This window comes from Cognatishimia sp. 1_MG-2023, assembly GCF_030548175.1.
Classification (GTDB): domain Bacteria; phylum Pseudomonadota; class Alphaproteobacteria; order Rhodobacterales; family Rhodobacteraceae; genus Cognatishimia.
Map to the genome: position 1 here is coordinate 16,599 of NZ_JAUORX010000009.1, position 25,039 is coordinate 41,637.

Below are 25,039 nucleotides of genomic sequence, written 5' to 3' on the forward strand. Positions count from 1 at the left end.
GAGCTAAGACTCTAAACGGTCTGCCGCTTGACCTAAGGCCTAATTGATCCATTCCGCGCCGCAAGCAGCAATTGCGACGAAAAAAGCGCCGGTTTCGCCATTTGGATTATCCAAGATTAGTTTCTTGTCGCCTTTAGGAAAAAAAATCGCCCATGCGCTTCCCGCTGGGCGATTTTAACAGTCCAATCATTCTGCGCGTGTCACTTGGCGTAATGCCCGTCCGTATTTTGATGCCAGCGCCAAGCATCCCGGATCATCGCCTCAAGGTTTGAACGCTTCGGGTTCCAACCCAATTCGTTCACAGCTCGGCTCGACCCTGACACAAGCTTTGTGCAATCGCCGGGACGACGATCCCCCTCTACAAACGGCACATCGCGATTGGTCACGGAATGACTATGTTGGATAACTTCGCGCACCGAAAACCCATCACCAGTGCCCAAATTAAAGACACGGTTCCCTTTGCCAGACTTCAACCATTCCAGCCCCAGAACATGCGCATCCACCAAATCGCAGACATGCACATAGTCGCGAATACAAGTACCATCCGGAGTCTCGTAGTCCGTGCCAAAAATAGTTAGCGCGTCACGCTTGCCATCAATTGCATCCAGCATCAACGGGATCAAATGCGTCTCTGGTTGGTGAAACTCACCCACCTCCGCCTCTGGATCGGCACCGGCCACGTTGAAATAGCGAAAGATCACGTGGCGTAGCCCGTATGCCGCACCGAAGTCTTTCAGAATATCCTCAATCGCTCGCTTTGACGCCCCGTAGGCATTGATCGGCAATTGCGCTGAATTTTCATCCAAAACAACATTGTCCTGATCGCCATAAGTCGCGCAGGTTGAACTAAAAACAAAGTCCAAACAGCCAGCCGCAACTGCTGCTTCCGCCAAGTTCAACGCGCCGGTCACGTTTTCACGCCAATACCGGCCCGGCTCCTGCATACTTTCGCCAACTTGGCTAAGGGCTGCAAAATGCATAGCGGCAATCGGCTGATATTCTGCAAACACCTCATCCAGACGCGCGCGATCCAAAAGATCACCCCGCGCAAGCGGGCCAAACTTTACGGCATCCGCCCATCCGGTTGAGCAATTATCAAACGTCACCGGCACGTAACCCGCAGCCTTTAACGCTTTACAGGCGTGCGAACCAATATAGCCCGCGCCGCCTGTTACCAGAACATTCTTGTTCATTCTTATTACTTTCAGTTCAGAATTACTGAGCCGCTTGTCGCGCGCTTGCCAGTTCAATCAGATACTGTTCTAGCTCATCTTTCAACTCTGGTCGCTGCAAACCAAACGATACAGTCGCCTGCAAAAAGCCTGCCTTTGAACCACAGTCAAATCGCTGACCGCGGAAGCGGAAACCGTACACGTTATTGCTTTCAGTCACTTCTTGCGCAATCGCATCGGTCAGCTGAATTTCCCCACCAGCGCCTTCTTTCATATCGTTCAGATGGTTCAAAACTTGCGGCGTCAAAATATATCGTCCGATCACGGCTAGATTAGAGGGAGAGGTACCCGGCGCAGGTTTCTCAACCATGCCTTTGACGGAAACCATATTGCCCATGTCATTCGCAACATCCAGAACACCGTATGAGGAAGTCTTCTCTGAAGGCACTTCCATCGCGGCAACCATATTGCCACCGGTCTCTTCGTAAGCTTCAACCATTTGCTGAAGGCACGGCTTATCCGCAGCAATAACATCATCTGGCAAAAGTACCGCTACAGGTTCATCGCCAATCAACCGCCGCGCACACCAAACCGCATGACCTAAACCTTTTGCTTTATGCTGGCGCACATAAGCTACAGCACCAGAATCCATGTTCGTGTCCTGTAGAATATTCAGAAGCTCAGTTTTACCTTTGCTTTCAAGCTCACTCTCAAGCTGCGGAGCATGGTCAAAATAATCTTCCAAGGCCCCTTTGCCGCGAGACGTGACAAAGATAAATTCGGTAATTCCCGCCGCGCGCGCCTCATCAATGGCATATTGAATGAGAGGGCGATCAACCAAAGTCATAATTTCTTTGGGGACAGATTTGGTCGCTGGCAAAAATCGTGTGCCTAATCCGGCCACCGGGAAAATTGCTTTCGTGACTTTCTGGACCATCTTACGTTCCCCTGAACTTTATTAATTACGGCGGCGCAAACCGGCGCTTGATACACCTGAAACCATACTGCGATACCTGAGCATAGCTCGGGTTTTCAAATTTCTTAAATGGGAATTTTGGATAATTAGAGACCCAATTGAGGCAATCGCGCCCACTTTGGCCTGCGTTATAGATGATTTAGCCGGTGTTTTTCCAACAAACCGATCAAAATCTCTTTGGCATGTTGCCGATGTTCTCTGTGGCGACGACGCGCTGTATCGTCGTCCCCTTGCCGAATGGCGTCATAAACAGCCCGATGATCTGCGTTTGATTTCGTCGGGACGGGTCGAATAAACAGCGTCGTCATTCGGGCGCGACGCACTTGATCATTCATCATATTGAAAATCGCATTGACCCGATTGTTATTCCCCAACCGCACCAATTCCGCATGAAACCTATTATCTGCTTCAGCCCAGGCCTCCAGATCTTCGCTTTCAATAGCCAGATCCATGTCCCCAATCGCCTGCGCCAGATGGCGCAACGCCTCTTCATCATAGCCCATCAAGGCCGCCTGCTCTGCCGCCTGGCTCTCTAACGCCGTCAAAACTTCATATATCTCACGCATATCCGCGGCAGACACCGGCAAAATCCGCACCCCTTTTCGGGGGCGCAACTCTAACAAGCCTTGGTTTTCCAAGGTCAAAGCGGCTTCACGGATAGGCGTGCGTGACATCCCAAGCCGCTCGGCCAATTCGCTTTCCAAATGATCTGTCCCACCGGCCAGCTCACCTGCAAAAATCATGCGCCGCAATTCTTGCAACGCGCGTTGCGAATTCGAAAGGCTTTTGTTGGCGATGTCGTTCAATTGGCCTCCAGAGCGATTTTTTGACCCGTTTCAGCAGATCTATAAATCGCCTCTTCAATTTCGATAACCTTTAAATAGTCACGGGCGACATTCTCAAGGGGTACTTTCCCTAAAAAGCCTGAAACGGCATGGCTTTGCAAGGCATGCACGCAATCACCGCCAAAACCATCCCATGTATCCGGGGCCAAAAGCGCCACTTCATCTATCTCGCCAAACTTACGAAGACCCACGCGGCCGTCACCATAAAGGCTGATCGTACCCTCAGTGCCTTCAAACAGCGCTTCGCCCATCGTGCGACGATGATTATCTGCGGCATGATCTAAATGGCGGTTTCCATCAAACAAGGCACGCACCCCATCCGCATGATCAAACAGTATATAGCCAGAATCCTCACCAGCAATCACCGGGTTCATCTTGCGTAGATCCGCATAGATCGCAGTCGGGTTCCCCAACAAATAGCGGAACGTATCCACCCAATGCACGGCGGTCTCATGCACCAGAAACCGCCCCATCTGCTGAAAATACGGCTGACGATCCAGATAGGCCTCTGGCCCCTGACCATCCCCGGGACGCAATCGAAACGTCACTTGCTGCAACGTCCCAACCAAGCCCACATTCAAAGCCGATTTGATCGCCCGATACCACGGCTGAAAACGGAAATTCTCATGAACAATGATCGTAGCGCCAGCCGCATCTGCCTCAGCGACGATGGCCCGTGCCTCTTCCAAATCGTTGCAGAATGGCTTCTGGCAGATCATCCATTTCACACCCTGCGCCAAGGCGACACGGATCGTCTCTGCATGGGCAACTGGTGGTAAAATAACGTCCAACAGGTCGGGCTTTTGCTCAGATAGCATCTTGGCCAGATCATCATAAGCATCCCAGCCAGTAGCCTGAGCTTTAGCAATGTCACGATTGCACGACCCGACCGGAGTCACGCCCTCCATCCGCTCCCAACTGCCGTAATGAAACTGGCTAAAATACCCAGCCCCAATACAGGCAACCTTGATATTCACATCTTCACTCATGAAACAAACAACGCATCCAAAACGGCAGAGGCCGCTTCGGCAGTACCAGCAGACCCGCCCAAATCGCGTGTCAGAACCCGGCCCTCTGCGACCACATCCTCAACCGCCTCACGCAAACGCTTGCCGTCTGCAATCATCCCCGCATTGTCGTTGTTAATACCCAACCAATCCAACATCATGGCCGCAGACAAGATCATGGCCATCGGATTGGCCACACCCTGTCCCGCGATATCAGGCGCCGACCCGTGACAAGGTTGGAACACAGCATTCTCTAATCCAATATCTGCGGATGGGGCCAAGCCCAAACCACCCATCAGACCAGCGCCCAGATCAGACAGAATATCACCAAACATGTTTTCCGTGACCATCACGTCAAAATCCCAAGGCTTCTGCACCATCCAAAGCGCGGTCGCATCCACATAAGCGTGGTCAGCCGTCAGCTCTGGGTGTTTCGCTGCTTCGGCATCAAACATATCACGAAAGAACGCAAACGCACGAAAGACGTTGGCCTTATCAACACAGGTCACACGCCCTTTACCACGTCCCGCCTTTTTGCGGGACTGCGCAAGCTCGAATGTGAACTTGAACAGCTTTTCCGAAATCTCCCGCGTAATAAGTAGCGTCTCACGCGCCTCATTTTCGGTGACTTCACCACAGCCCTGCGTATGAAATAGTCCCTCGGTGCTTTCGCGAATCAACACGAAATCAATCTCTTTGCCCTCTGGCATATTCAACGGAGTCCGCTGCCCCGCCTTTACGGTGACCGGACGCACACCCGCGAACAATGTCAGTGCTTTGCGCAAATCAATCTGCGGCGAAATCTCGGTTCCGTCAGGGTACCGCACATCCGGCAAACCCATCGCTGATAGCAAAATCGCATCAGCACGTTTTGCGGCAACCATCGACGATTCTGGTAGTGATTCTCCCGTCTTAGCGTAATGCGCCGCGCCAGCAGCCGCATCCGTAAACGTTAGGCTATAGGCGTCAGACGCATCTGCCATACGGCGCAGGATCTCTACCGTTGGGGCCGTAATTTCTGGGCCAATGCCGTCTCCTGCAAATACCGCAACTTCAAATGTGTTCGCCATGGTGCCCTGCGTCCTTCCGGTTCTGTGTGGTTAGTATTTCGGATTTTTGAATCCAAAAGTTGACAATGCATTCATTAATGCATACGCAAATAAATGCAATACAAAACACATTATCTTTGGGAGGAATGAGACAATGAAATTTGCACTGAGCAATATCGCAGCCGTGACCGCCGTGGTCGTCGGACTCGGTACCGCCGCAGCGGCACAAGAATACCCGTATCGTGACATCACAACTGCCGTCGTTTGGGGAGCCGGTGGCGGGACTGACAGCATCAACCGCATGATCATGGCCGAAATGGAAAAGCACCTGCCGGTCTCTATTAATGTGATCAACCAGACCGGCGGCGTCGCGGGCTCGAACGGCATGGTCTATGTGCAGAACCAGCCAAATGACGGCTACACATTGGTTGGCCTGTCCGAATCAAACGTGACCGCAGCCGTTCAAGGTGGCTGGGATCAGAAATTCGATTACTGGTATCCGTTCATCGTCGGTGGCTCTCCCGATCTGATCTCTGTCCCGGCAAACAGCCCGTACAACACAATCGAAGAATTGGTCGCAGCGGCAAAAGCCGCACCAGGCACAATTCCAGCAGCAGCATCAGGCGCTGGTTCCATCCACCACCTGAACCTGCTTGCCATCGAACAAGGCGCAGACGCGACCTTCAAGTTCGTACCCTATAAAGGCTCCGCTCCGGGCCAAGAGGCCGCAATGGCAGGCGAAGTTGCACTGGTTGTAACCTCTCTCGCAGAACAAGCAGCCCTGATCAAAGGTGGCCAGCTAAAGCCACTTGCCATGCTAACACCAGATTCCGTTGAAATTGCTGGCATGACCGTGCCATCCGCATTCGACAGCTTCGATGGCTTAGACAAGTACCTGCCTTTGAAGCAAGCCATCGGATTCGCGGTTCACAACTCAGCAGACGACGCCATCAAGGCGAAACTGGGTGCAGCTTTTGAAAAAGCAATCGCATCCGACGTGGTGGCGGACTGGGCAACTGCCAACAACTACGACGTTGGCGGTCAGTACGGCGAAGAGGCCCAAAAACTGTTCGAAACACTCGAAGCAACCTTCGCATACACTCTGAAAGATCTTGGCGCGACTACCGTTGATCCAATGTCTTTGGGCATCACAAAGCCTTAAGGCGCACATAAGGAAAGGGCGCTTCAAAGCGCCCTTTTTCTATTTGGAGAAAAGACCTTGGATCAACCTGACAATATCGCGGTGCTCCGCACCCGAGATTTCTGGACATCGCTTGTACTGATCGTGCTGTCGCTGTTTTTCCTTTGGAAAACAACAGACATCCCCCTCTTTGGCGAAAACCGCGCCGGGGTAAGCGGCGTCGATTGGTATAACTCTGCGGCCCTAGTCCCATTGGGCATTTTCAGCAGTATGCTCATCCTATCCTTTGTGCTGCTTGGCATCTCGATTAAAGCAGGCGGCGCCCAGCGCGCCCTGTCCATGATCGGCATCGGCTGGGACAAAGCCGAAGCCCTGCGCTTCACCACCATCGGACTAACCCTAATCGGCTACATCGTTGGCCTCGTCCCCCGCGTTGACTTCATCATCGGCGGCGCATTGATCGTCACGGCCATGATCTATGGCTACCGCGGCGGGCACACCAATCGCATGATCACCTCTGCAATTTTCGTATTTGCAGCAGGACTTTACGCCTTTACCGCGCACACACCGCAATCAGAATGGAACGCACATGACGACGATTGGGTCGCATTGGCGCTTTGGGCCATCCTAACCGCCATTGTCCTGATCCAAGGCAAAGGCGACGCATTCGCGCGCAAACTCCCGATCATCGCCGTACTCGCGCCGACCATCCTCGTTTGCGCAATGGCCTTTGGCTTCCGCCAAAATGTGCCAGCCCGAGGCGGACTGATCTTTAAGCAGATCGAATACCAATACTACGTCACACTCAAACCTCTGTGGAGCCAGAAATAATGGAATTCGTACTCTCCCAACTGGCTGGCTTCGGCGGAGCGATGACCGATCTGGTCACTGACCCTCTCACCTATGTCTATCTGATAACATCCGTCTTTCTCGGCATCACATTCGGCGCCTTACCTGGCCTCACGGCAACCCTAGCCGTGACGATCCTCACCGGCTTTTTCTCCAACAAAATCCCACTCGATTACTCGATGATTGCCCTACTTGGCGCTTATGTCGGTGCGATCTACGGCGGCTCTTATCCATCCATCTTACTGAACATCCCCGGCACCGCCGCCAGTGCAGCAACCGCCATGGATGGCTATCCCCTCGCCAAAGCAGGCCGTGGCGGCGAGGCCCTTGGCCTAACAACAACCGCCAGCTTCATTGGCACGCTGATCGGCACTTTCGCACTATTGATCTTTGTTTGGGTGCTACTGCTGGTATCCAAGAACATCGCTAGCCCCGAAAAGGCGCTACTGGCACTCTTCGGCATCCTCCTCTCCGGCACATTGATGAGCGAAGACCTCGTGATCAAAGGCTGGATCGCTGGCCTCATCGGTCTCGCTATGGCCATGGTCGGCATGGACCCACTCTTATCCGAACCACGCTACACCTTTGGCTGGTCTTACATGCTGTCCGGTTTCCAAGTTGTACCCGTCCTCATGGGCGCATTCGCAGTCCCACAAATCATCGAAGGCATGCGCCACGTCCAAGCTGGCAAAGTCCTAGAACTCAAAGGCAGCATTGTCCCAAGCTGGGCCGCAATCCGCCGCTACTTCCCCACCATCGGCCGCTCGGGTGTAATCGGCACCGGCGTCGGCGCCCTGCCCGGCGTTGGCGAAGACGTCGCAGGCTGGGTCAGCTACGGCGTCGGCAAAACAGTCTCTAAAGAAGGTGAAAAGTTCGGAAAAGGCAGCGTCGAAGGTCTACTTAGCTCAGAAACCGCCAACAACGCCTGCATTGGCGGTGCACTCATCCCACTGCTCGTTCTCGGCATTCCCGGCTCCCCACCAGCCGCTGCCTTGATGGGCGCATTCAAGATCAACAACATCATCCCCGGCCCAACCATCGACCCTGCGATCATCCTGCGTGTTGTGGCCATCTTGGTGCTGGCAAGCTTCACCATGTTCATCATGGGTCTCTTCACCGCCAAGATCTTCATCAAAATCCTACGCATCCCACAAACCGTCTTTCTGCCAATAGTCATGGTCCTTACAACCATCGGCAGCTTCTCGGTCGGGGGCGGCATCAACGATCTTTACCTGATGCTGGGCGTTGGCTTTGTGGCCTTCTTCATGAACCTCCTACGGTATCCGATTGCCCCACTGGTCATCGGCGTGATCCTCGGCAGTTTGTTTGATGAAACCTTCCGCCGCTCGCTTCTGATCTCTGATGGCAGCCTAGAGCATTTCATCAGCCGCCCAGGTGCCGCCATCCTTCTAACCGTCAACATCCTGCTTATCCTAAGCCAAGTACCCGCAACCAAACGTGGCTTTCGCTGGATCAAAGGGAAATTTGCATAATGTACGCCGTCACAGTCACCTTCCGCCTTCATCCCGAAACATCAGGGGCGTTCATGCCCCTGATGATCGAAAACGCCCGCCTGTCTCGTGAATTAGAACCGGGATGCCAAACCTTTGACATCTGCACAGGCGACGATCCAAACATTGTCTTTCTCTACGAAATCTACGACGATCAGGCCGCATTCCACGCCCACCTAAAAAGCGATCATTTCAAATCCTTCGATACAGCCGTCACCGATATGATCGCCGAAAAGGCCATTAACCTGTTTCATGAGGTAATCCGTTGACCGACTGGCAAGTCTTCTCCGTCAAATACGCGGACCGTAATACACGGACCCGACGTGACAGCTTTATCTTTGACGACAATCACGACGCCCCTCACAACATGGATTACTTTGTCTGGGTTCTACGCAAAGGCAACAAAACCATCTTAGTCGACACCGGCTATGACGAGGCCGAGGCCACCCAACGCGACCGCCCCATCCTGATGGACCCGCGCGAGGCACTAAAACCGCTCGGCATTCACCCCGAAGCCATCACCGACGTCATAGTCACTCACCTGCACTACGATCACGCCGGTGGCCTTCATATGTTTCCAAACGCCACGCTTCACATGCAAGCCGCCGAAATGGCCTTCGCCACTGGCCCTTGCATGTGCCACGACACCCTGCGCGCGCCCTTCTCCGCCAATCACATCTGCGAAGCCGTAAAGCGGCTCTATTCCGGCAAAATTCGCTTCTACGATGGCGAAGCCGAGATTGCCGAGGGCCTCTCCGTTCATTGCATCGGTGGCCATTCCCGTGGCCTGCAATGCGTGCGCGTCAAAACCCAATCAGGTTGGCTTGTTCTCGCCTCTGACGCGGCCCACTACTACGAAAATTTCATGGCCCGCAAACCCTTCCCAATCGTCGTGGACCTGCAGAACATGCTCGATGGGTTTGACACACTTACCCGTCTGGCCAGCGCACCACAGTTAATCATTCCCGGTCACGATCCCCTCGTGCGCCTCATGTTTCCACAACATGGCGAATCTCATATTCACCGTCTTGATGTCGGTCCAAACAAATGGATTTTCAGCTAACCGTTGCGCCAAGGCGCATTATTGATACCGACTTTTAAAAAATTGCGCATTTTTGGCCTGTTCCGCGACGACAAACCAAGTTTTAGTGATTTTTCTGATGATTTTATTGACCAACCATTTTAATGTCTGCCCGGTGAGGTACGAGTAAAATGAACGATATATCCAAACTTGCTGAACTAAGAAAACTACTCCTAGGCATGGAGCGCGCCCTCGGGCTCGAAGATTTGTCTGCGGTAGAGCGTGATATTTATTACGCGGCCAGCGATCTATCCAAACAGGCGCAAGGCGTTCGCACAACGGGTCTATTGACCCATGCATTAATTCAAGACGTTTCGCGCCCAACATTTTTCCGCGCGCTTAAGTCTCTTGTGAACAAGGGCTACCTTTCCCAAAGTGCCCCTTCGCGTCGCGGCGTTTATGTGGTTAACTCACCGAATAGCTAGAATTTTTCTCACATAGGTATCCATTGGGTCTAAAGTCGATTGCCACAGAAACCGTTTTTGCGTCGACAGCCTATGTCCTCGCGTTTTTCATAACATTTGCGGGCTTGATGCCCATTCAGAACATGTTTTTCCCGGATTTCCACAGCAGCGCCAGCTTGCTGTTCTTACCGCATGGCGTGCGCGTATTATCAGCTTGGCTTCTCGGCTGGCGCTCCATTCCTGCCCTGCTTCCCGGCGTCTTCTTTACCTATTATTACCTCGCAGGTGAAAAGACCTTCATGCTCAGTCGGTTAATGGGCATTTCCATCGCAGTCTTGGTTGCGCCCCTCGTTTTTCACATCGCGGCAAAACTTTTCTACGATGCGCGCTCGCGCCCCGGACATGATCCATGCTGGCCCTGCGTGATGGGCCTTGGCGTAATCGCAGCAGTCATCGGCGGCATTTTAACCAACCTCGCCTTTGGCAGCCCGCCACTGGATTATTTTGCCTTCTTCATCGGCGACGTGGCCGGGTTATTCTTCCTTATGATGGCGCTCATGCTGACGTTCCGCCTCTGGCGCACCAAAACAACCCGGTAAAACAAACGGCAAAATCCTACACGAAATATTATATGTTTCGTTGCGTCTATTTTTGTATTTTTGTTGCGCTGCGACTGCAAAGTGATTATACCGCAGTGCAGCAATACAAGGATGTGATTCATGGCGCATGACGGACAGGACCTGACAATGACCAACACTGCCATTCTGCCTGATCTACTAAAACTCACTGCTGCGGCCCTGCCGCCGGTGGATGCATTGATCAGCACAGCAACAGAAAAACTTCGCGCGATGGTCTCTGTCGATGGCCGCGTCTCTGGCGCCAAGATCGAAGAAAACCAATCAGCCGCCCATGGCCTGTCTTGGCTCGCGACCTACGGCCAAGCCCTACGCCAAATGCAAAGCTGGGCCGAGGGCCTAAACGCCGAAGGCAACTTTGGCGAAATCGAACAACTGCTGCACCAGATCGCCTTTGGCGAATACCTCTGGCAGATCTACGGCGGCATCCCGATGAGCCAAGGCGAAATCATGCGCCTACAAGACATCGGCATCACCCAAGACGAAATGCGCGGCCTTATGCAGCCAGAGGTCATGACCCTCTGTGACGGTGGCAACACCCAAAACGCCCGCACACGCCTTGTCGAACTGATGCAAGAACAGGCCGCTAACATCACCGTTGGTAAAACCGGCCTCGACGAAGAACTCGAAATGATCCGCGAGCAGTTCCGCCGCTATACCGTCGACAAAGTTCTACCGCACGCCCACGATTGGCACCTCAAAGACGAACTGATCCCACTAGAAGTCATCGAAGAACTCGCCGAAATGGGCGTCTTTGGTCTGACACTGCCCGAAGAATACGGCGGTTTCGGCCTGTCCAAAGCGTCGATGGTTGTGGTCACCGAAGAACTCTCGCGCGGCTACATCGGCGTCGGTTCTCTGGGCACCCGCCCAGAAATCGCGTCAGAGCTGATCCTTTGCGGCGGCACCGAAGAGCAAAAACAGAAATGGCTGCCCAAACTCGCCAGCGGCGAGGTACTGCCAACCGCAGTCTTCACCGAACCAAACACCGGCTCTGACCTCGGCGCCCTACGCACCCGCGCTGTGAAAACAGACGACGGCTACGAAGTCACCGGCAACAAAACCTGGATCACCCACGCCGCCCGCACCCAAATCATGACCCTGCTGGCCCGCACCGATCCAAACACCGACAACCACAAAGGCCTGTCGATGTTCATCGCCGAAAAGACACCGGGCACCGATGAAAACCCCTTCCCAACCGAAGGCATGACCGGCACCGAAATCGAAGTCCTCGGTTACCGCGGCATGAAAGAATACGAACTCAGCTTTGATGGCTTCAAAGTCAAAGAAGAAAACCTCCTCGGCGGCGAAGAAAACAAAGGCTTCAAACAGCTGATGCAGACCTTCGAAAGCGCGCGTATCCAAACCGCGGCTCGCGCCGTCGGCGTCGCGCAATCCGCACTTGATGTGTCCATGCAATATGCCATCGACCGCAAACAATTTGGCAAGTCCCTGATCGACTTCCCACGCGTTTCTGGCAAACTTGCAATGATGGCCGTCGAAATCATGGTCGCCCGCCAGCTGACCTATTTCTCCGCTTGGCAAAAAGACCACGACAAACGCTGCGATCTCGAGGCAGGTATGGCCAAACTCCTCGGCGCCCGCGTCGCATGGGCTGCCGCCGACAACGGCCTACAGGTCCACGGCGGCAACGGCTTTGCACTAGAATACTCCATCAGCCGCATCCTCTGCGACGCGCGTATTCTGAACATCTTCGAAGGTGCCGCAGAAATCCAAGCCCAAGTCATCGCGCGCCGCTTGCTCGACTAAGCGACGCCAAAACGTCACTAACAAAGAGGTCCGTGCAGAAACGCACGGACCTCTATCTCGTTGCGCTATATCTAAGCCAATTTCAGCCCAACCTGCGGTGCAACATCGCACCCGCCCCTCAGAATGCTGCACCTGCGAAATCCATGGTTGCCCAACAGCGCCGCGCCCCTTACGCCTTTCATATGGCAAAGAATCGACTCTCCCCCGAGGCATGGATCGCCGCAGGCTTTCGCGCCCTAGCTGAAAAGGGCCCACAAGCTCTCAAGGCTGAACCATTGGCCCGCGCTCTGGAAACTACCAAAGGGTCGTTCTACTGGCACTTCGCCGATGTGCCCGCCTTTCACGCCGCCATGCTGAACCTATGGGAAGAACGCGCCGTCGCAGATGTTATCGCGTCACTAGAAAGCGAAGGTAACCCTGTCCAGCGCCTGCGCAAACTCGGCTCTATTGCAGCCGAAGATGCCCCCGCAGACTTTGGCGGCCCCAAAATAGAACCCGCCATTCGCGCATGGGCCCGCGACAACGCCCTTGTGACCGAAGCCGTCGACCGGGTCGATGCCAAGCGCATGGGCTACCTCAACGAACTGATGGCAGAAATCGGTCTTAGCAATCCAGAGTTGGCCCGCATCCTCTACGGCGCGCTTGTTGGCATGCAGGAACTCTCTCACCGCGACGGTGCCTCCAACGCCGACGCGCTTGCCACTTTGGTTGATCTCATTCTCGCGCTATATGAAGACTCATGAAACAAATACTCCCTGCCCTATTCTTGCTCGCGGCTTGCCAACAAGCCGATGAAACCCTCGCCGGTCACGGCGCTCTAGGCCAATGGCAGCTTACGGAAATCAACGGCAGCGCCTTTACGGCCGCCGCGATGATCACCTTCCATGACGACGGCACTGTCACTGGCCGTGCCCCGTGCAACAGCTTTGGCGCCACACAATCCGCGCCCTACCCGTGGTTTGAACTGTCCCCCATCCGAGCAACCAAACGCGCCTGCAATGACCTCTCTGCTGAAAGCGCGTTTTTGACAGCACTGCAAAACATGACCTTGTCAGAGGTTTCCGGAAACATTCTGATCCTGTCAAACGACACAGGTCAAACGATGGAATTCATCGCCGTTCCTGCGCAGTAATCCGGCGGCTCAATTGATCCAAAAATCGCGCCCGCGCCTCGGGCAGCGGTTTTGACCCCAAACTTGGGGCCACCTTGTTTTCCAGAAAATACCCGGTCACCTGCAAGGCAGCCAAAATATCGGCATCCCCGGCGTCCCCTTCACCCAGCAGCACAGGTGGCAACGGCAACAACCGATCCGCCCATTCCCCCGCCGCACTCTGTGAAACAGCGCGGCCGGTCTTGGGCGAGATATAAGCCAACCAATCGTTCGCCCCTGTCACCGCGCAACCGGTCAAATCCAACCCAAAACCCAAATCCTCAAGCAGCGCCAATTCCCACTGCAAATAGGCCAAGGGCCACAGATCAGTCTGCCCCAACAAATCCAACAACGGCGCGGTTTTGTCATACAGCGCCAAATGCGCCTCGCGCTCTGGCAAAACGAACGACAGTAACGAGGTCACAGAATTCAAACCCGCCAAACCAAACCGATCTGACAACACCGCCGCCCGACTGCGCAAAGGTTCTACCGTAAAGGCCCCGATATGCGCCTCAAGCCGCGCCCGCCATCTCACATCCACCTGCGATCCAGCTTGCAAAATCGGTGTCATCTTGCGGCTGGTCCCACCACGCACCACACCGGCATGCTTTCCGTGATCCGGTGTAAACACCTCAAGGATCACGGAATTCTCACCGTGTTTACGTGTTGATAAAACAATGCCTTGATCGCGCCAGTCCATACCGCACCCTAAGGCGTTACCCTGCCCCGTCGCAATTAGGTATTTAGATCAAGAAAAAGCACAGGGTCCGCGCTTCATCTTTCCAAAAATACTCAAAATCCGAAAGCTTTAATCAGCCAGACCGGGTTCATCCAGTAAGTGCCGCCCAGCGCGGTCTTCTACTTCGATCACCCAAAGATCCGGATCAAACGAGCGTTGTTTGGCAATGGCCGCGTCAACCTCGGTCTCGTCACCCTCTGACAGCACAATCCAGGTGCGCTCGCCAGACATCAAATCAAAGGACCGCTGCAACGCCTGCGCGCGGCCATCCAGCGTGTTCAGTTTCACCAGAACCGCCCCAGCCGTGTTGTCGCCATGCGCCACAACAAAGGCCGGGATCTCCTGAAATCGCAACCGCGCCAAATAGGCAGACACCCAGAATTCAGCGGTCAGCCGTGTCATGTATTGCCGTCTTTGAAATCCAAGCCCATTTCGGAATAGCGCTCGGATTCTTCCAACCAATTCGGGCGCACTTTGACCTGTAAGAATAGATGCACCTTGCGGCCCAAGAATTCTGATAGCTCTTGGCGCGACGCAGTAGAGATCGCTTTGATAGTTTCCCCACCTTTGCCTAGAACGATGCCTTTGTGGCCGTCACGCATCACGTAAATCAGCTGATCCACACGGCAAGAGCCGTCTTTGCGCTCTTCCCAGTTTTCGGTTTCCACAGTCAACTGATACGGCAATTCCTGATGCAGGCGCAGCGTCAGCTTTTCGCGCGTCATTTCCGCCGCGATCATCCGCATTGGCAGATCAGCGATCTGATCCTCTGGATAGAGCCATGGCCCCTCTGGCAATTCACTCGCCAACCATTCCTTCAGATACTTCGCACCATGCCCCTTTTCAGCAGAGATCATGAATGTCTCTTCAAAGGGGTAGCGATCGTTCAGCTCTTTGGACAAAGCCAACAGTGTCTCGGCCTGAACCATATCGATCTTGTTGATCGCCAACGCCACTTTGCGCCCTTGGCCGACCTCTTCCAGACCCTCAAGGATTGTCTCAACACCCTCAGTCACACCACGGTGTGCCTCGACCATCAACACAACCACATCCGCATCCGCAGCACCGCCCCAAGCGGCAGCCACCATCGCGCGGTCCAACCGGCGACGCGGACGGAACAGGCCCGGCGTATCGACAAACACAATCTGTGCGTCACCTTCCAGCGCCACACCGCGAATACGGGTCCGCGTGGTTTGCACCTTGTGGGTAACAATCGACACTTTCGCGCCAACCATACGGTTTGTCAGGGTCGATTTCCCTGCGTTCGGTTCGCCAATCAAGGCGACAAATCCGGCGCGGCTCATGCGCTCTCCAATCTTGCTAAGAGCGCCTTCGCAGCAGCTTGCTCCGCCTGACGCTTTGACCCTGCGGTCGCTTCTTCTGTGTCGCCATTGTCCAGGCGAGCAGCAATGGTAAAGACCGGTGCGTGATCTGGCCCCGCGCGCTTTACCAACTCATACTTTGGCGGCTGGTAGCCACGGGCCTGCGCCCATTCTTGCAGGCTTGTCTTTGGATCGCGCGCGTCTTCCTCAACAGAAGTCACCCGCGCGCCCCACAGCCGCACAACCATCGCCTTGGCCACTTCGAACCCGGCGTCTTTGTAAACTGCGGCAATCACCGCTTCCATCGCATCGCCCAACAGCGCTTGTTTGCGACGACCACCCGACAGCATCTCAGAGCGGCCCAGCTTTAGCGCCTCGCCCAGCTCAATCTCGCGGGCGACATCGGCACAGGTCTCTTTACGTACCAGCGCATTAAACCGTGGTGCCAACAGCCCCTCGCTTGCGCCTGTGTCGTGATCCAGCAAGGCTTCAGCCATCACCAGCCCCAACACGCGGTCACCAAGGAACTCCAACCGCTGGTTATCTTGCCGTGTTGCCGTCGAAATCGACGAATGCGTCACGGCACGCACCAATAGCTCAGGGGCACCAAATTGATGCCCCAGCCGTTTTTCTAATGCTTTTAGTTCAGCAGATATCTTCACTCGACACCCTTAAAGAAACGATCACTCCGCCACGTCCAGAAGGCAAACATCGACCGACCAGCAGAGCTAAACATAATGCGATCCGCGCGGCCAATCAGGTTCTCTAACGGAACGAAGCCAACACCATTGCGGCTTTGCGGGAAACGACTGTCCGTAGAGTTATCACGGTTGTCGCCCATAAAGAAGAAATGCCCAGCCGGAACCGTAAAGACACCCGTGTTATCAACGAACGCCGTGTCGATGTTCAGGATCGAATGCTTCACGCCATTTGGCAATGTTTCGATCAAGCGGGTCTTTACGCAGTTGCCGCCATGGCCCACAGGACCGTTTTCACAGCGTGGCAGATTGCCCTGCGGACCCTGCGGTTCGGAAACCTCTTCAAACAACCCACCATGCTCCAGCTTTACAGCCTCGCCATTGATGTGCAGTACGCCGTCTTTCATCTGAACCGTATCACCCGGCAGACCAACAACGCGCTTAATGAAATCAGAGCCGTTCACCGGATGACGGAACACAACGACATCGCCCATTTCAGGCTCAGAGCCGAACAGGCGATTGTTTTCGCCATCAAACATGCCGCAAACATCCGTCGCATCAATGCCGATAATCGGGACCGAAGGACAAGACGCGTAGGAATAGCCATAAGCCATCTTGTTCACGAACAAAAAGTCACCGATCAACAGCGTGTCTTTCATTGATCCTGACGGAATCCAGAACGGTTGAAAAAACAGTGTCCGGAAAATCCCGGCAATCAGCAGGGCGTAAACAACTGTTTTGATCGTTTCGACGATACCATTGGGTTTTTCAGTGGCCTCAGACGCCATTATATCTCTCCGCATAGGGTTGCGCGTTACATGCGATTGCACGGGCGCGGTGTCAACCCAACGCTGCGGAGTCTGATTTAGAGCCATTGAGACAAATATCGCAAGATGCACCAAGAACGGCTTTTTGACGTAGAACCCATCGTTTCTTCTTGCAATAGTGATTTGCGTTTTCCAAACTGGATATTAATTTTTTAGATTGGTATAGCTTTATGTTTAGTTTTCGCAAAAAGAATGAATTTGAAATGGCCCTGCGATCTTCGCTGCCAACGGGATTCACCTTGGAGGCCCAGCTTTGGAGGTACATTCAGTGGCTGGAAAGTCAGAAGCAAACCTTCAAGTACCGAAACACACAAGATCTATTTGTGCCTACAACGCCCGTCGCTAACTTCAATGCCCTTTGGTCACATCTTGCTTTTGTGGTCGAACCTGACCTTGTGCGACATTGGTTTGGTAAAAAAGGCCTTGAGAACGTGATTGTTCCAATCGTTAAATGTGGGGCAGACGGAAGCTATTTTGCGGTATGGAAAAATGATCGAAAAGATCGATATGTTTTTCTCGGGTCGGAAGGTGAGGCTTTTCAAGTAGCAGATGATGTACGTCACTTTATTGTATTGTTGACGATGGGTTACTTTAGCATTGAAGGTCGAGACACAGTATCGTTAACGCCGAAGGAAGATTTCTCAGGATACAATTCACAACCGTGGCCAAAACCGATTTTGGCCCAAGAATGGGTCTCCAAAAATCTCGAAATATCATACCCGGTTACAGCTGCAGAAATTTTGGATTTCGATAACGACCCGTTTCCAGAATTTGTCGATCAACAAGTTGCTTGAGCAATTGACTGGTAGGCAAAGCAGCTTTTCGCCACGACTGCACTAAAGTCAGCGTGACCTGCCTAGTCGCCCTTCACCCCAAGCAGAAGCCACTCACCCCTCCGGCAATGCCTCAATCACCACAAAAGCCTGCGCCCATGGATGATCATCGGTCAACGTCACATGGATCACGGCCCGATGGCCTGCTGGCGTCATCGCCTCTAGCCGCTCTTTCGCCCATCCCGTGACCTCCATCACCGGTTGGCCCGTGTGCAGGTTGGTGACATGCATGTCCTTCCACGCAATCCCCATCGCCAATCCGGTGCCCAGCGCCTTGGAACAGGCCTCTTTCGCCGCCCAGCGTTTGGCATAGGTGCCCGCCACATCCTTGCGGCGCTCCGCCTTCATCTGCTCTCGTTCGGTAAAGACGCGATTCTTGAACCGGTCACCAAACCGATCCAGCGTGCCTTGGATGCGTTCGATATTCGCAAGGTCTGTCCCGATCCCTAGGATCATTCCAACACCGCCTCTACCGCGCCAGTCTGCTGGTTCACCGAAAAACTCAGGCTACCGCCCGAAAAATCTGCCAGCTCTCCGTCGTAGTAATCGACCTCAAGCCAGAAACTCAGCCCCTTAACCGGATCGTATTCCGCCGTGATGTCCTCGAAGCCAACGCCAGAGAACCCAGCCCCGCCGCCAACGCCAATCGTCTTGCACTGTCGGCCACCCACTTCGTCATAAGGCGGCGATAAAACCAACACATGAAACGCACCCGCGGCCGGTTCAATCGTGTCCAGCAAAGCCAAACGCACAGCACCATTCGCAAAGGTCCGCGTGTTGTCTTCCCACGGTTCCACAATGGCATCAGCACGTGCCTGCCAATCGCAATCAATCACCTCTTGGGCTGCAACCGGAGTCGCGAAAACCGCCAATGCCATCAAAGCATGTTTAATCAAAGTCACATCTCCAAACGCGCTGTTAGAATTTTCAAACTCGCCGCACCAAACAGTGCCGCAAACGCCCCATCAAACCACCGCTTCATCGCAGCATAGCGTTTTGCCACCGCAGGTAAGGCGAACAAAATACCGTAGCCGACAAACACAAACGTCGACATAGTGATCAACATCCCAAACAACTGCCAAATCTCAACAGTCCCTGATCCTTTGGGCAAAGCAATCGCATAGATCGAGCCCCAAGCCAGAATCGCCTTTGGATTTGTCAGGTGGATCAAAAGGCCTTTCAGGAACAACCGTTCCTTTGATTGCGGTCTCACCACCAAAGGCTTCGGATTTAAGGCCGACTTCAGCGACTTCAAAGCCAGATACAGCAAATAGGCTGCACCGGCGTATCGGATCACTTCAAACATCCAAGCATTCGCAACCATCACCGCGCTCATGCCCAATGCCGCCGCAGTCCCCCAACAGGCAGACCCAGCAACGATTCCTAATGCAACAGAAACCCCTGCCCCACGTCCGGCACCCATCGCGGTTCCAGAAATTGCCAAAGTCGCCGGTCCCGGCGTTCCCCCGGCGATGCCCCATGCCAAAACAACCAACAGAATTTCGGGTCCGAACATGAGATCAACTCCTATGAGCGACAATCTTGAAAACGAATCGTACGTTTCGCGCGGCGAAACGCACGAAACTCACATTAACAGAAACTAAACGGCCCGTGCCTCGTCCATCAACCGACGCATTTCCTTAATCGAGGCATCCATGCCCACAAACATGGATTCCCCCATCAAGAAATGCCCAATATTCAGCTCTTTCACCTCAGGCAAAGCAGCAATCGGCTTCACGGTTTCATAGCTTAGACCGTGGCCCGCATGCACTTCCAACCCCAAAGAATCCGCAAACTTAGCCATCTCTGTCAGACGCTCAAGCTCTTGATCTCGCTTGTCAAATTTGCCATCGGCATGATAGTCGCAATAGGCCCCGGTGTGCAGTTCAATCACCTCTGCCCCGATCCGGTGTGCCGCCTCGATCTGCTTTTTTTCCGCCGCAATAAAGATCGAAACCCGACATCCAGCTTCACGCAAAGGCGCAATGTAATGCGCCAACCGATTCTCTTCCCGCGCAACTTCCAAACCACCCTCAGTGGTTTTTTCCTCGCGCTTCTCAGGTACCAAACACACTGCATGTGGCTTGTGACGCAAAGCAATCGCTTGCATTTCATCCGTCGCAGCCATTTCGAAATTCAACGGAATTTCCAATGAATCCATTAACTTATCAATGTCTTCATCCATGATGTGGCGACGATCTTCGCGCAAATGAGCCGTGATCCCATCCGCCCCAGAGGCCTCTGCCAACAAGGCCGCCCGCGTGGGATCAGGGTACACCCCACCCCGAGCATTTCGCACTGTTGCAACGTGATCGATATTCACACCCAAACGCAGCATGGTGAAGACTCCTCAGAAATTATCTGAGCAGACCCTAATCCCGCAAAACAAAAGAGAAAACCCTTATTTCTTAGGCTCTTGCTGCTCAGCTGCATGTGCGCTGGCTTGCTGTGCTTTGATCTTAAGTGCTTCAAATTTCGCTTGAATTTGCTTTGCCCGGCGCTTTTGATAGGCCCGGATCACCGGCACAGATAGGTAATACGTCACAGTCGCCGCCACGATTCCAGGAAGGATTCCCCCAATTAAATAAGGGTAAAACACTTCTCCCCAGAAAATCGAAAGCCCATGCCAATCCATTGTCGCATCGGTAAAGGCCGCCCAAAAATTGTGAACCAGATCAGAACCCGCATTCGCAAACTTGCCAACCAAAGAGCGTTCTTGTCCTTGCTCAAACTCAGTGCCCAGCAAAAAGTGACCCGTTTTCAAGGAGATAACGCCAATCGGCAAATAGCTTAGCGGATTGCCAAAGAAAGTGCCCAACAATGCTGCCAGCAAATTCCCCTGCACCGCCCGCGACAACAGAGCCGCGACAATAAAGTGCAATCCGTAAAAAGGCGTAAAGGTTGAAAAAACGCCGGCCCAAAGTCCGCGCGCAATGCGTTCAGGAGACCCCGGAAGACGTCTAACCCTATGACGCATATAGTAAAATGCGCGAGCCCAGCCACCGCGAGGCCAAACGAATTCCTGCACTATCTGCAGGATCGGTCGTTTGTCCCGGCGTTTAAAAACCACGGTGGGCGTTCCTTATTCCTTGGACGAACTCGGGTAAGCCCTGCTGGGATCACGAAGACGTTCGATGGTGGCGACTTCGCTCTCGGCCTGCAAAGCCAACATCAGCGAATGTAAGTGCTCCATATCGCGTAACTCGACGTGAATCAAAAGGCGATAGAAATCGGGTTTCCGGTCGGTAAATTCTAGATCAGAAATATTGGCTTTGTGCTCGCCGATCAAAGAGCAAATTCGCCCTAACACCCCGGCATCATTACCAATTGTCAGATCCAGCGTTGCGCCATAGACAGGCTGATGTTTGCCGACTTGCCAATGCAAATCCAACCAGCGCTCTGCCTGATCTTCAAATTTCAAAAGCGTGTCGCAGTCAATCGCATGCACGACCACGCCTTTGCCGCGATAGGTAATCCCAACAATCCGCTCACCGGGCAACGGCTCACAACACGGCGCGCGCTGAAAGCTCTGCTCAGGCGACAAACCGATAACCGCCCGATCCGCCGCAACCAGATCACCCTCTTCCTGAGCAAGCTCTGGATACACCGCCTGAACGACTTCGTCTGCACGCAACTCTGCACTCCCGAGACGCGCCAACAATGAGTCGCGATCTTCAAGGCGCAGCTGCTTGGCAGCCATATCCAAAACTTTCTCGGTCGGTTTTTTACCAACATGAACAAACGCGGCGCGTGCCAACTCGAAACCAAGCTTTACAAAACGTTCGTGATCAAGCTCGCGCAACGCGCGGCGAATAGCAGATTTTGCCTTACCCGTCGTCGCCACATCCAACCAGGTCGCCTGCGGCATCTGCCCATGAGCTGTAATGATTTCAACGGATTGGCCGTTTTTGATCCGAGTCCACAGGGGCACACGCATATGGTCGATCTTTGCACCAACACAGGCGTTCCCGATCCGTGTGTGGATCGCATAAGCAAAGTCAATCGGCGTCGCACCACGCGGCAACTTGACCACGTCACCAGTCGGCGTAAAGCAGAACACTTGGTCCTGATACATTTCAAGCTTCACCGCCTCGAGGAAGTCTTCGTGATCTTCTTCGGTATCAAATTGCTCTGTTAACGAACGAATCCAGCGCGCTGGATCAACAGCAAACGGGTTTTCCCCCCGCACACCGTCCCGATAGGACCAATGTGCCGCAACACCGGTTTCAGCAACGTCGTGCATCTGCCGCGTTCTGATTTGTACTTCGACCCGCCGCCCGTCGCGACCAGAGACCGTTGTGTGAATAGAACGATAGCCGTTCGATTTCGGCTGACTGATATAGTCTTTGAAACGCCCCGGAACCGCCCGCCATCGCTGGTGAATAACCCCAAGAATGCGGTAGCAGTCCTCGTCCGAGTTGCTGACAATGCGGAACCCGTAAATATCAGAAAGCCTTGAAAACCCTTGATCTTTGGTCTGCATCTTGCGCCAAATGGAATAAGGTTTTTTGGCGCGACCGTAGATCTGCGCTTCGATACCCGCTTTTTCAAGCTCCGTCTCAATATCTGCTGTAATCCGCTCGATGACGTCGCCGGTTTCTTTTTGCAGCGTAATAAACCGCCGCATAATAGAGGCCCGGCCATCCGGGTTCAAAACCTTGAACGCCAGGTCTTCAAGCTCTTCGCGCATCCACTGCATACCCATGCGCCCTGCAAGTGGCGCGTAAATATCCATGGTTTCGCGTGCCTTAACGACCTGTTTTTGCGGGCGCATGGCACGGATCGTGCGCATATTGTGCAATCGGTCGGCAAGTTTCACCAAGATAACCCGCAGGTCTTTGGACATCGCCATAAACAGCTTGCGAAAGTTTTCGGCCTGCTTGGTTTCTGTCGAAGACAGCTGAAGGTTCGTCAGCTTCGTAACGCCATCAACAAGCATCGCAATTTCGTTGCCGAAACGCTTTGCAACTTCTTGATAGGAGGCTTTTGTGTCCTCAATCGTGTCATGCAACAGAGCTGTGATGATGGTGGCATCATCCAACTGCTGTTCCGTCAGAATGGCGGCAACTTCGATTGGGTGGGTAAAGTAGGGCTCTCCCGAATGACGGTACTGACCCTCATGCATCTCGAGGCCAAATTCATAGGCCTCGCGGATGAGTTTTTCATTTGTCTTGGGGTTGTAGGCCCGGACGAGTTCGACCAGATCGTCAGCCGGAATCATATGGTGCCTTCTCGTTCCCCTGGGCGTTTAGCCCTGGCCTTGTGCTTCCATCAAAGCGCGCAGCAGCTTCTCTTCGGACATATCGTCGTCAGATGGCTTGTCTGCAGCTTCCGCACCCATCAACAGAGCCATTGAGTCTTCTTCAGGCTCATCAACCTCGATCTGGTTCTGGTTGCTTTCGATCAGACGCTCACGCAGCTCGTCTGCTGTTTGTGTCTCGTCAGCAATTTCACGCAGGGACACAACAGGGTTTTTGTCGTTGTCACGCTCTACAGTAATTGCCGAACCGGCAGAGATTTCACGCGCACGGTGCGCCGCAAGCATCACAAGCTCGAAACGGTTTTGAACCTTATCTACGCAGTCTTCAACGGTCACGCGGGCCATCGGGGCACTCCACTCTCTGGATGGGATCAGAAACCGAGTATTTAAGATGGTTCTGACATAGTTACAAGCGGATTGTCACAAAGGGACAACCTCATTTCGATCAATTTCTGACAAGTTATCTAGCATTTGCACAACGGAGAGCCCTGAAACGGGGTGAATCCACTCTGGAGCGACTTCTGCCATGGGAACCAAGACGAATGCACGGTCCTGAATCCGGGGATGCGGGAGAATCAGTTCAGAAGGTGATTTGCATTGCTGATCTTCCGGCGACATATCACGCCAAGCTTGGTAGCCCTTAATGTCTGGCTGTACAATGTCGCCACACGCAATCAAGTCAATATCCAACGTTCGCGGCCCCCACCGTTTTTCACGCACACGTCCGCATTCTGCTTCTATTTCGTGCAGCACGTGCAACAGCGAGACAGGATCAAGTCGAGACTGAATCACCGCAACTGCATTCACAAAATCCGGGCCACTACCGCGCGGATATGCGGGGTTGACGTAAGGTCGGCTCACCTTTAGAGGGAAAATATCGTGACCCTCCAACGACTTGAGCGCGAAATTCAACGTTTCGCGCGGCGTTCCGACAGGTGAATCTGCGTTCCCACCAAAAGCTAAAATGCTGTTTTTTAACACTTTTTAAAGAACCTAACCGAAAGAATACATGTTGATACGCATGACCTACGACTCATAGGCTTGCAGGAGAAGGAAAAACCTTTAGCCTAATAGCCTAGTTGCGCCTACCTTATTTCACACTCACGGACATTACGGCGCAGCGTTTTTTACTGGAAGGACATTTGATGTTTTACAAGGACGAACGGCTTGCGCTGTTCATTGATGGATCGAACCTTTATGCGGCGGCGAAGTCGCTTGGTTTCGACATCGACTACAAACTCCTTCGAGCAGAGTTTATGCGTCGTGGCAAATTGCTGCGCGCCTTTTATTATACGGCACTTCTGGAAAATGACGAGTACTCGCCAATTCGACCTTTGGTTGACTGGCTTAATTATAATGGTTTCACCATGGTCACTAAACCGGCCAAGGAATATACGGATAGCCAAGGCCGCCGTAAGGTAAAAGGCAACATGGATATCGAACTTGCTGTTGATGCAATGGAACTGGCCCCACACGTGGACCATATTGTTCTATTCTCTGGCGATGGCGATTTCCGACCTCTGATCGAAAGCGTACAACGACAGGGCGTTCGCGTTTCTGTTGTTTCAACAATTCGCAGCCAACCACCGATGATTTCTGATGAACTTCGCCGGCAAGCCGATAATTTCATCGAGCTTGAAGGTTTGAAGGATGTGATCGGCCGACCGCCGCGTGATCCAATGCCGGGTGAGCCAGAAATGGATTACTCTGTAGAAAAATAATGAAACCGAGGCTTAGGCCTCGGTTTTTTTCTACCTGCGACGGACGGTT

The 25,039-nt window shown here is 53.5% G+C and carries 30 protein-coding genes; 12 read left to right on the forward strand and 18 right to left on the reverse strand.

The annotated features are described in order from the left end of the window. Positions 1 to 200: 200 nt before the first annotated feature. The 5 genes from galE to Q4544_RS13710 all read right to left on the reverse strand — a co-directional run bounded on the left by galE (position 201) and on the right by Q4544_RS13710 (position 5,070). Entirely contained in the window at positions 201 to 1,193 is a 993-nt protein-coding gene (galE, locus tag Q4544_RS13690; protein ID WP_303507170.1) for a UDP-glucose 4-epimerase GalE, read from the reverse strand. A 22-nt stretch (positions 1,194 to 1,215) separates the two neighbouring features. Further along, positions 1,216 to 2,109, reverse strand: coding sequence for a UTP--glucose-1-phosphate uridylyltransferase GalU (galU, locus tag Q4544_RS13695; protein ID WP_303507173.1), 894 nt, complete (start codon positions 2,107 to 2,109; stop codon positions 1,216 to 1,218). A 167-nt stretch (positions 2,110 to 2,276) separates the two neighbouring features. After that, positions 2,277 to 2,954 (reverse strand): GntR family transcriptional regulator, encoded by a 678-nt coding sequence (locus Q4544_RS13700; protein WP_303507175.1) that lies wholly within the window; start codon positions 2,952 to 2,954, stop codon positions 2,277 to 2,279. Continuing rightward, positions 2,951 to 3,970 carry a Gfo/Idh/MocA family protein gene (locus Q4544_RS13705; RefSeq protein ID WP_368411292.1) on the reverse strand — a complete coding sequence of 340 codons (1,020 nt, stop codon included), beginning with the start codon at positions 3,968 to 3,970 and terminating at the stop codon, positions 2,951 to 2,953. Before Q4544_RS13705 ends, Q4544_RS13700 begins: the two co-directional genes overlap by 4 nt. An 8-nt stretch (positions 3,971 to 3,978) precedes the next feature. Beyond that, positions 3,979 to 5,070 (reverse strand): isocitrate/isopropylmalate dehydrogenase family protein, encoded by a 1,092-nt coding sequence (locus Q4544_RS13710; RefSeq protein WP_303507180.1) that lies wholly within the window; start codon positions 5,068 to 5,070, stop codon positions 3,979 to 3,981. A 133-nt stretch (positions 5,071 to 5,203) separates the two neighbouring features. Here Q4544_RS13710 and Q4544_RS13715 point away from each other — a divergent pair, with 133 nt between their 5' ends. From Q4544_RS13715 to Q4544_RS13760, 10 genes are all read left to right on the forward strand, one after another. Then, positions 5,204 to 6,211 carry a tripartite tricarboxylate transporter substrate binding protein gene (locus Q4544_RS13715; RefSeq protein ID WP_303507182.1) on the forward strand — a complete coding sequence of 336 codons (1,008 nt, stop codon included), beginning with the start codon at positions 5,204 to 5,206 and terminating at the stop codon, positions 6,209 to 6,211. Between the two features lie 57 nt (positions 6,212 to 6,268). Next, the gene (locus tag Q4544_RS13720) at positions 6,269 to 7,021 is read left to right on the forward strand and encodes a hypothetical protein (protein WP_303507183.1); all 753 of its coding nucleotides are present in this window, start codon (positions 6,269 to 6,271) and stop codon (positions 7,019 to 7,021) included. Continuing rightward, the gene (locus tag Q4544_RS13725; protein WP_303507184.1) at positions 7,021 to 8,532 is read left to right on the forward strand and encodes a tripartite tricarboxylate transporter permease; all 1,512 of its coding nucleotides are present in this window, start codon (positions 7,021 to 7,023) and stop codon (positions 8,530 to 8,532) included. Before Q4544_RS13720 ends, Q4544_RS13725 begins: the two co-directional genes overlap by 1 nt. Continuing rightward, on the forward strand, positions 8,532 to 8,819 hold the full coding sequence (locus tag Q4544_RS13730) for a putative quinol monooxygenase (protein WP_303507186.1): 288 nt from the start codon (positions 8,532 to 8,534) through the stop codon (positions 8,817 to 8,819). Before Q4544_RS13725 ends, Q4544_RS13730 begins: the two co-directional genes overlap by 1 nt. Continuing rightward, positions 8,816 to 9,613, forward strand: a complete 798-nt coding sequence (locus Q4544_RS13735; RefSeq protein WP_303507188.1) for an N-acyl homoserine lactonase family protein — start codon at positions 8,816 to 8,818, stop codon at positions 9,611 to 9,613. The genes Q4544_RS13730 and Q4544_RS13735 overlap by 4 nt, the downstream gene beginning before the upstream one ends. Positions 9,614 to 9,762: 149 nt before the next feature. Further along, entirely contained in the window at positions 9,763 to 10,056 is a 294-nt protein-coding gene (locus Q4544_RS13740; protein ID WP_303507190.1) for a hypothetical protein, read from the forward strand. Between the two features lie 107 nt (positions 10,057 to 10,163). Further along, complete coding sequence (locus Q4544_RS13745) at positions 10,164 to 10,634, forward strand: hypothetical protein (protein ID WP_303507191.1); 471 nt, start codon at positions 10,164 to 10,166, stop codon at positions 10,632 to 10,634. A 120-nt stretch (positions 10,635 to 10,754) separates the two neighbouring features. Continuing rightward, positions 10,755 to 12,440 (forward strand): acyl-CoA dehydrogenase family protein, encoded by a 1,686-nt coding sequence (locus tag Q4544_RS13750; protein ID WP_303507193.1) that lies wholly within the window; start codon positions 10,755 to 10,757, stop codon positions 12,438 to 12,440. A 32-nt stretch (positions 12,441 to 12,472) separates the two neighbouring features. Then, entirely contained in the window at positions 12,473 to 13,183 is a 711-nt protein-coding gene (locus Q4544_RS13755; protein ID WP_303507195.1) for a TetR/AcrR family transcriptional regulator, read from the forward strand. Further along, positions 13,180 to 13,572 (forward strand): META domain-containing protein, encoded by a 393-nt coding sequence (locus tag Q4544_RS13760; protein WP_303507196.1) that lies wholly within the window; start codon positions 13,180 to 13,182, stop codon positions 13,570 to 13,572. Before Q4544_RS13755 ends, Q4544_RS13760 begins: the two co-directional genes overlap by 4 nt. Here Q4544_RS13760 and recO read toward each other — a convergent pair. From recO to lepB, 5 genes are all read right to left on the reverse strand, one after another. Next, the gene (gene recO, locus Q4544_RS13765) at positions 13,550 to 14,290 is read right to left on the reverse strand and encodes a DNA repair protein RecO (protein WP_303507198.1); all 741 of its coding nucleotides are present in this window, start codon (positions 14,288 to 14,290) and stop codon (positions 13,550 to 13,552) included. The genes Q4544_RS13760 and recO overlap by 23 nt on opposite strands. 108 nt (positions 14,291 to 14,398) lie before the next feature. Further along, positions 14,399 to 14,731 (reverse strand): DUF1491 family protein, encoded by a 333-nt coding sequence (locus tag Q4544_RS13770; protein ID WP_303507200.1) that lies wholly within the window; start codon positions 14,729 to 14,731, stop codon positions 14,399 to 14,401. Further along, positions 14,728 to 15,633: a GTPase Era gene (gene era / locus Q4544_RS13775; protein ID WP_303507203.1), complete on the reverse strand. Its 906-nt coding sequence runs from the start codon at positions 15,631 to 15,633 to the stop codon at positions 14,728 to 14,730. Before era ends, Q4544_RS13770 begins: the two co-directional genes overlap by 4 nt. Then, complete coding sequence (rnc, locus tag Q4544_RS13780; protein ID WP_303507205.1) at positions 15,630 to 16,313, reverse strand: ribonuclease III; 684 nt, start codon at positions 16,311 to 16,313, stop codon at positions 15,630 to 15,632. The genes era and rnc overlap by 4 nt, the downstream gene beginning before the upstream one ends. Beyond that, positions 16,310 to 17,137, reverse strand: a complete 828-nt coding sequence (gene lepB, locus Q4544_RS13785) for a signal peptidase I (RefSeq protein WP_303507207.1) — start codon at positions 17,135 to 17,137, stop codon at positions 16,310 to 16,312. The genes rnc and lepB overlap by 4 nt, the downstream gene beginning before the upstream one ends. A gap of 209 nt (positions 17,138 to 17,346) precedes the next feature. Here lepB and Q4544_RS13790 point away from each other — a divergent pair, with 209 nt between their 5' ends. After that, positions 17,347 to 17,970, forward strand: coding sequence for a hypothetical protein (locus tag Q4544_RS13790; RefSeq protein ID WP_303507209.1), 624 nt, complete (start codon positions 17,347 to 17,349; stop codon positions 17,968 to 17,970). A 93-nt stretch (positions 17,971 to 18,063) separates the two neighbouring features. On the opposite strand, the gene acpS is transcribed toward Q4544_RS13790, so the two are convergent. The 8 genes from acpS to folK all read right to left on the reverse strand — a co-directional run bounded on the left by acpS (position 18,064) and on the right by folK (position 24,250). After that, entirely contained in the window at positions 18,064 to 18,465 is a 402-nt protein-coding gene (gene acpS, locus Q4544_RS13795; protein WP_303507211.1) for a holo-ACP synthase, read from the reverse strand. Continuing rightward, positions 18,462 to 18,905, reverse strand: coding sequence for a hypothetical protein (locus tag Q4544_RS13800; protein WP_303507213.1), 444 nt, complete (start codon positions 18,903 to 18,905; stop codon positions 18,462 to 18,464). Before Q4544_RS13800 ends, acpS begins: the two co-directional genes overlap by 4 nt. Before the next feature lie 2 nt (positions 18,906 to 18,907). After that, complete coding sequence (locus Q4544_RS13805) at positions 18,908 to 19,525, reverse strand: LysE family translocator (protein WP_303507215.1); 618 nt, start codon at positions 19,523 to 19,525, stop codon at positions 18,908 to 18,910. Positions 19,526 to 19,609: 84 nt separating this feature from the next. Next, positions 19,610 to 20,347 (reverse strand): pyridoxine 5'-phosphate synthase, encoded by a 738-nt coding sequence (locus Q4544_RS13810; protein ID WP_303507217.1) that lies wholly within the window; start codon positions 20,345 to 20,347, stop codon positions 19,610 to 19,612. Between the two features lie 63 nt (positions 20,348 to 20,410). After that, complete coding sequence (locus tag Q4544_RS13815; protein WP_303507219.1) at positions 20,411 to 21,079, reverse strand: DUF2062 domain-containing protein; 669 nt, start codon at positions 21,077 to 21,079, stop codon at positions 20,411 to 20,413. A gap of 12 nt (positions 21,080 to 21,091) precedes the next feature. Beyond that, on the reverse strand, positions 21,092 to 23,230 hold the full coding sequence (locus Q4544_RS13820) for a bifunctional (p)ppGpp synthetase/guanosine-3',5'-bis(diphosphate) 3'-pyrophosphohydrolase (protein ID WP_303507220.1): 2,139 nt from the start codon (positions 23,228 to 23,230) through the stop codon (positions 21,092 to 21,094). A 27-nt stretch (positions 23,231 to 23,257) separates the two neighbouring features. Beyond that, entirely contained in the window at positions 23,258 to 23,614 is a 357-nt protein-coding gene (rpoZ, locus tag Q4544_RS13825) for a DNA-directed RNA polymerase subunit omega (RefSeq protein WP_303507222.1), read from the reverse strand. Between the two features lie 75 nt (positions 23,615 to 23,689). Further along, a complete protein-coding gene (gene folK, locus Q4544_RS13830) occupies positions 23,690 to 24,250 on the reverse strand; it encodes a 2-amino-4-hydroxy-6-hydroxymethyldihydropteridine diphosphokinase (RefSeq protein WP_303507224.1) in 561 nt (186 codons plus the stop codon). 164 nt (positions 24,251 to 24,414) lie between these two features. Here folK and Q4544_RS13835 point away from each other — a divergent pair, with 164 nt between their 5' ends. Continuing rightward, positions 24,415 to 24,990 carry an NYN domain-containing protein gene (locus tag Q4544_RS13835; protein ID WP_303507226.1) on the forward strand — a complete coding sequence of 192 codons (576 nt, stop codon included), beginning with the start codon at positions 24,415 to 24,417 and terminating at the stop codon, positions 24,988 to 24,990. Positions 24,991 to 25,039 lie beyond the last annotated feature (49 nt).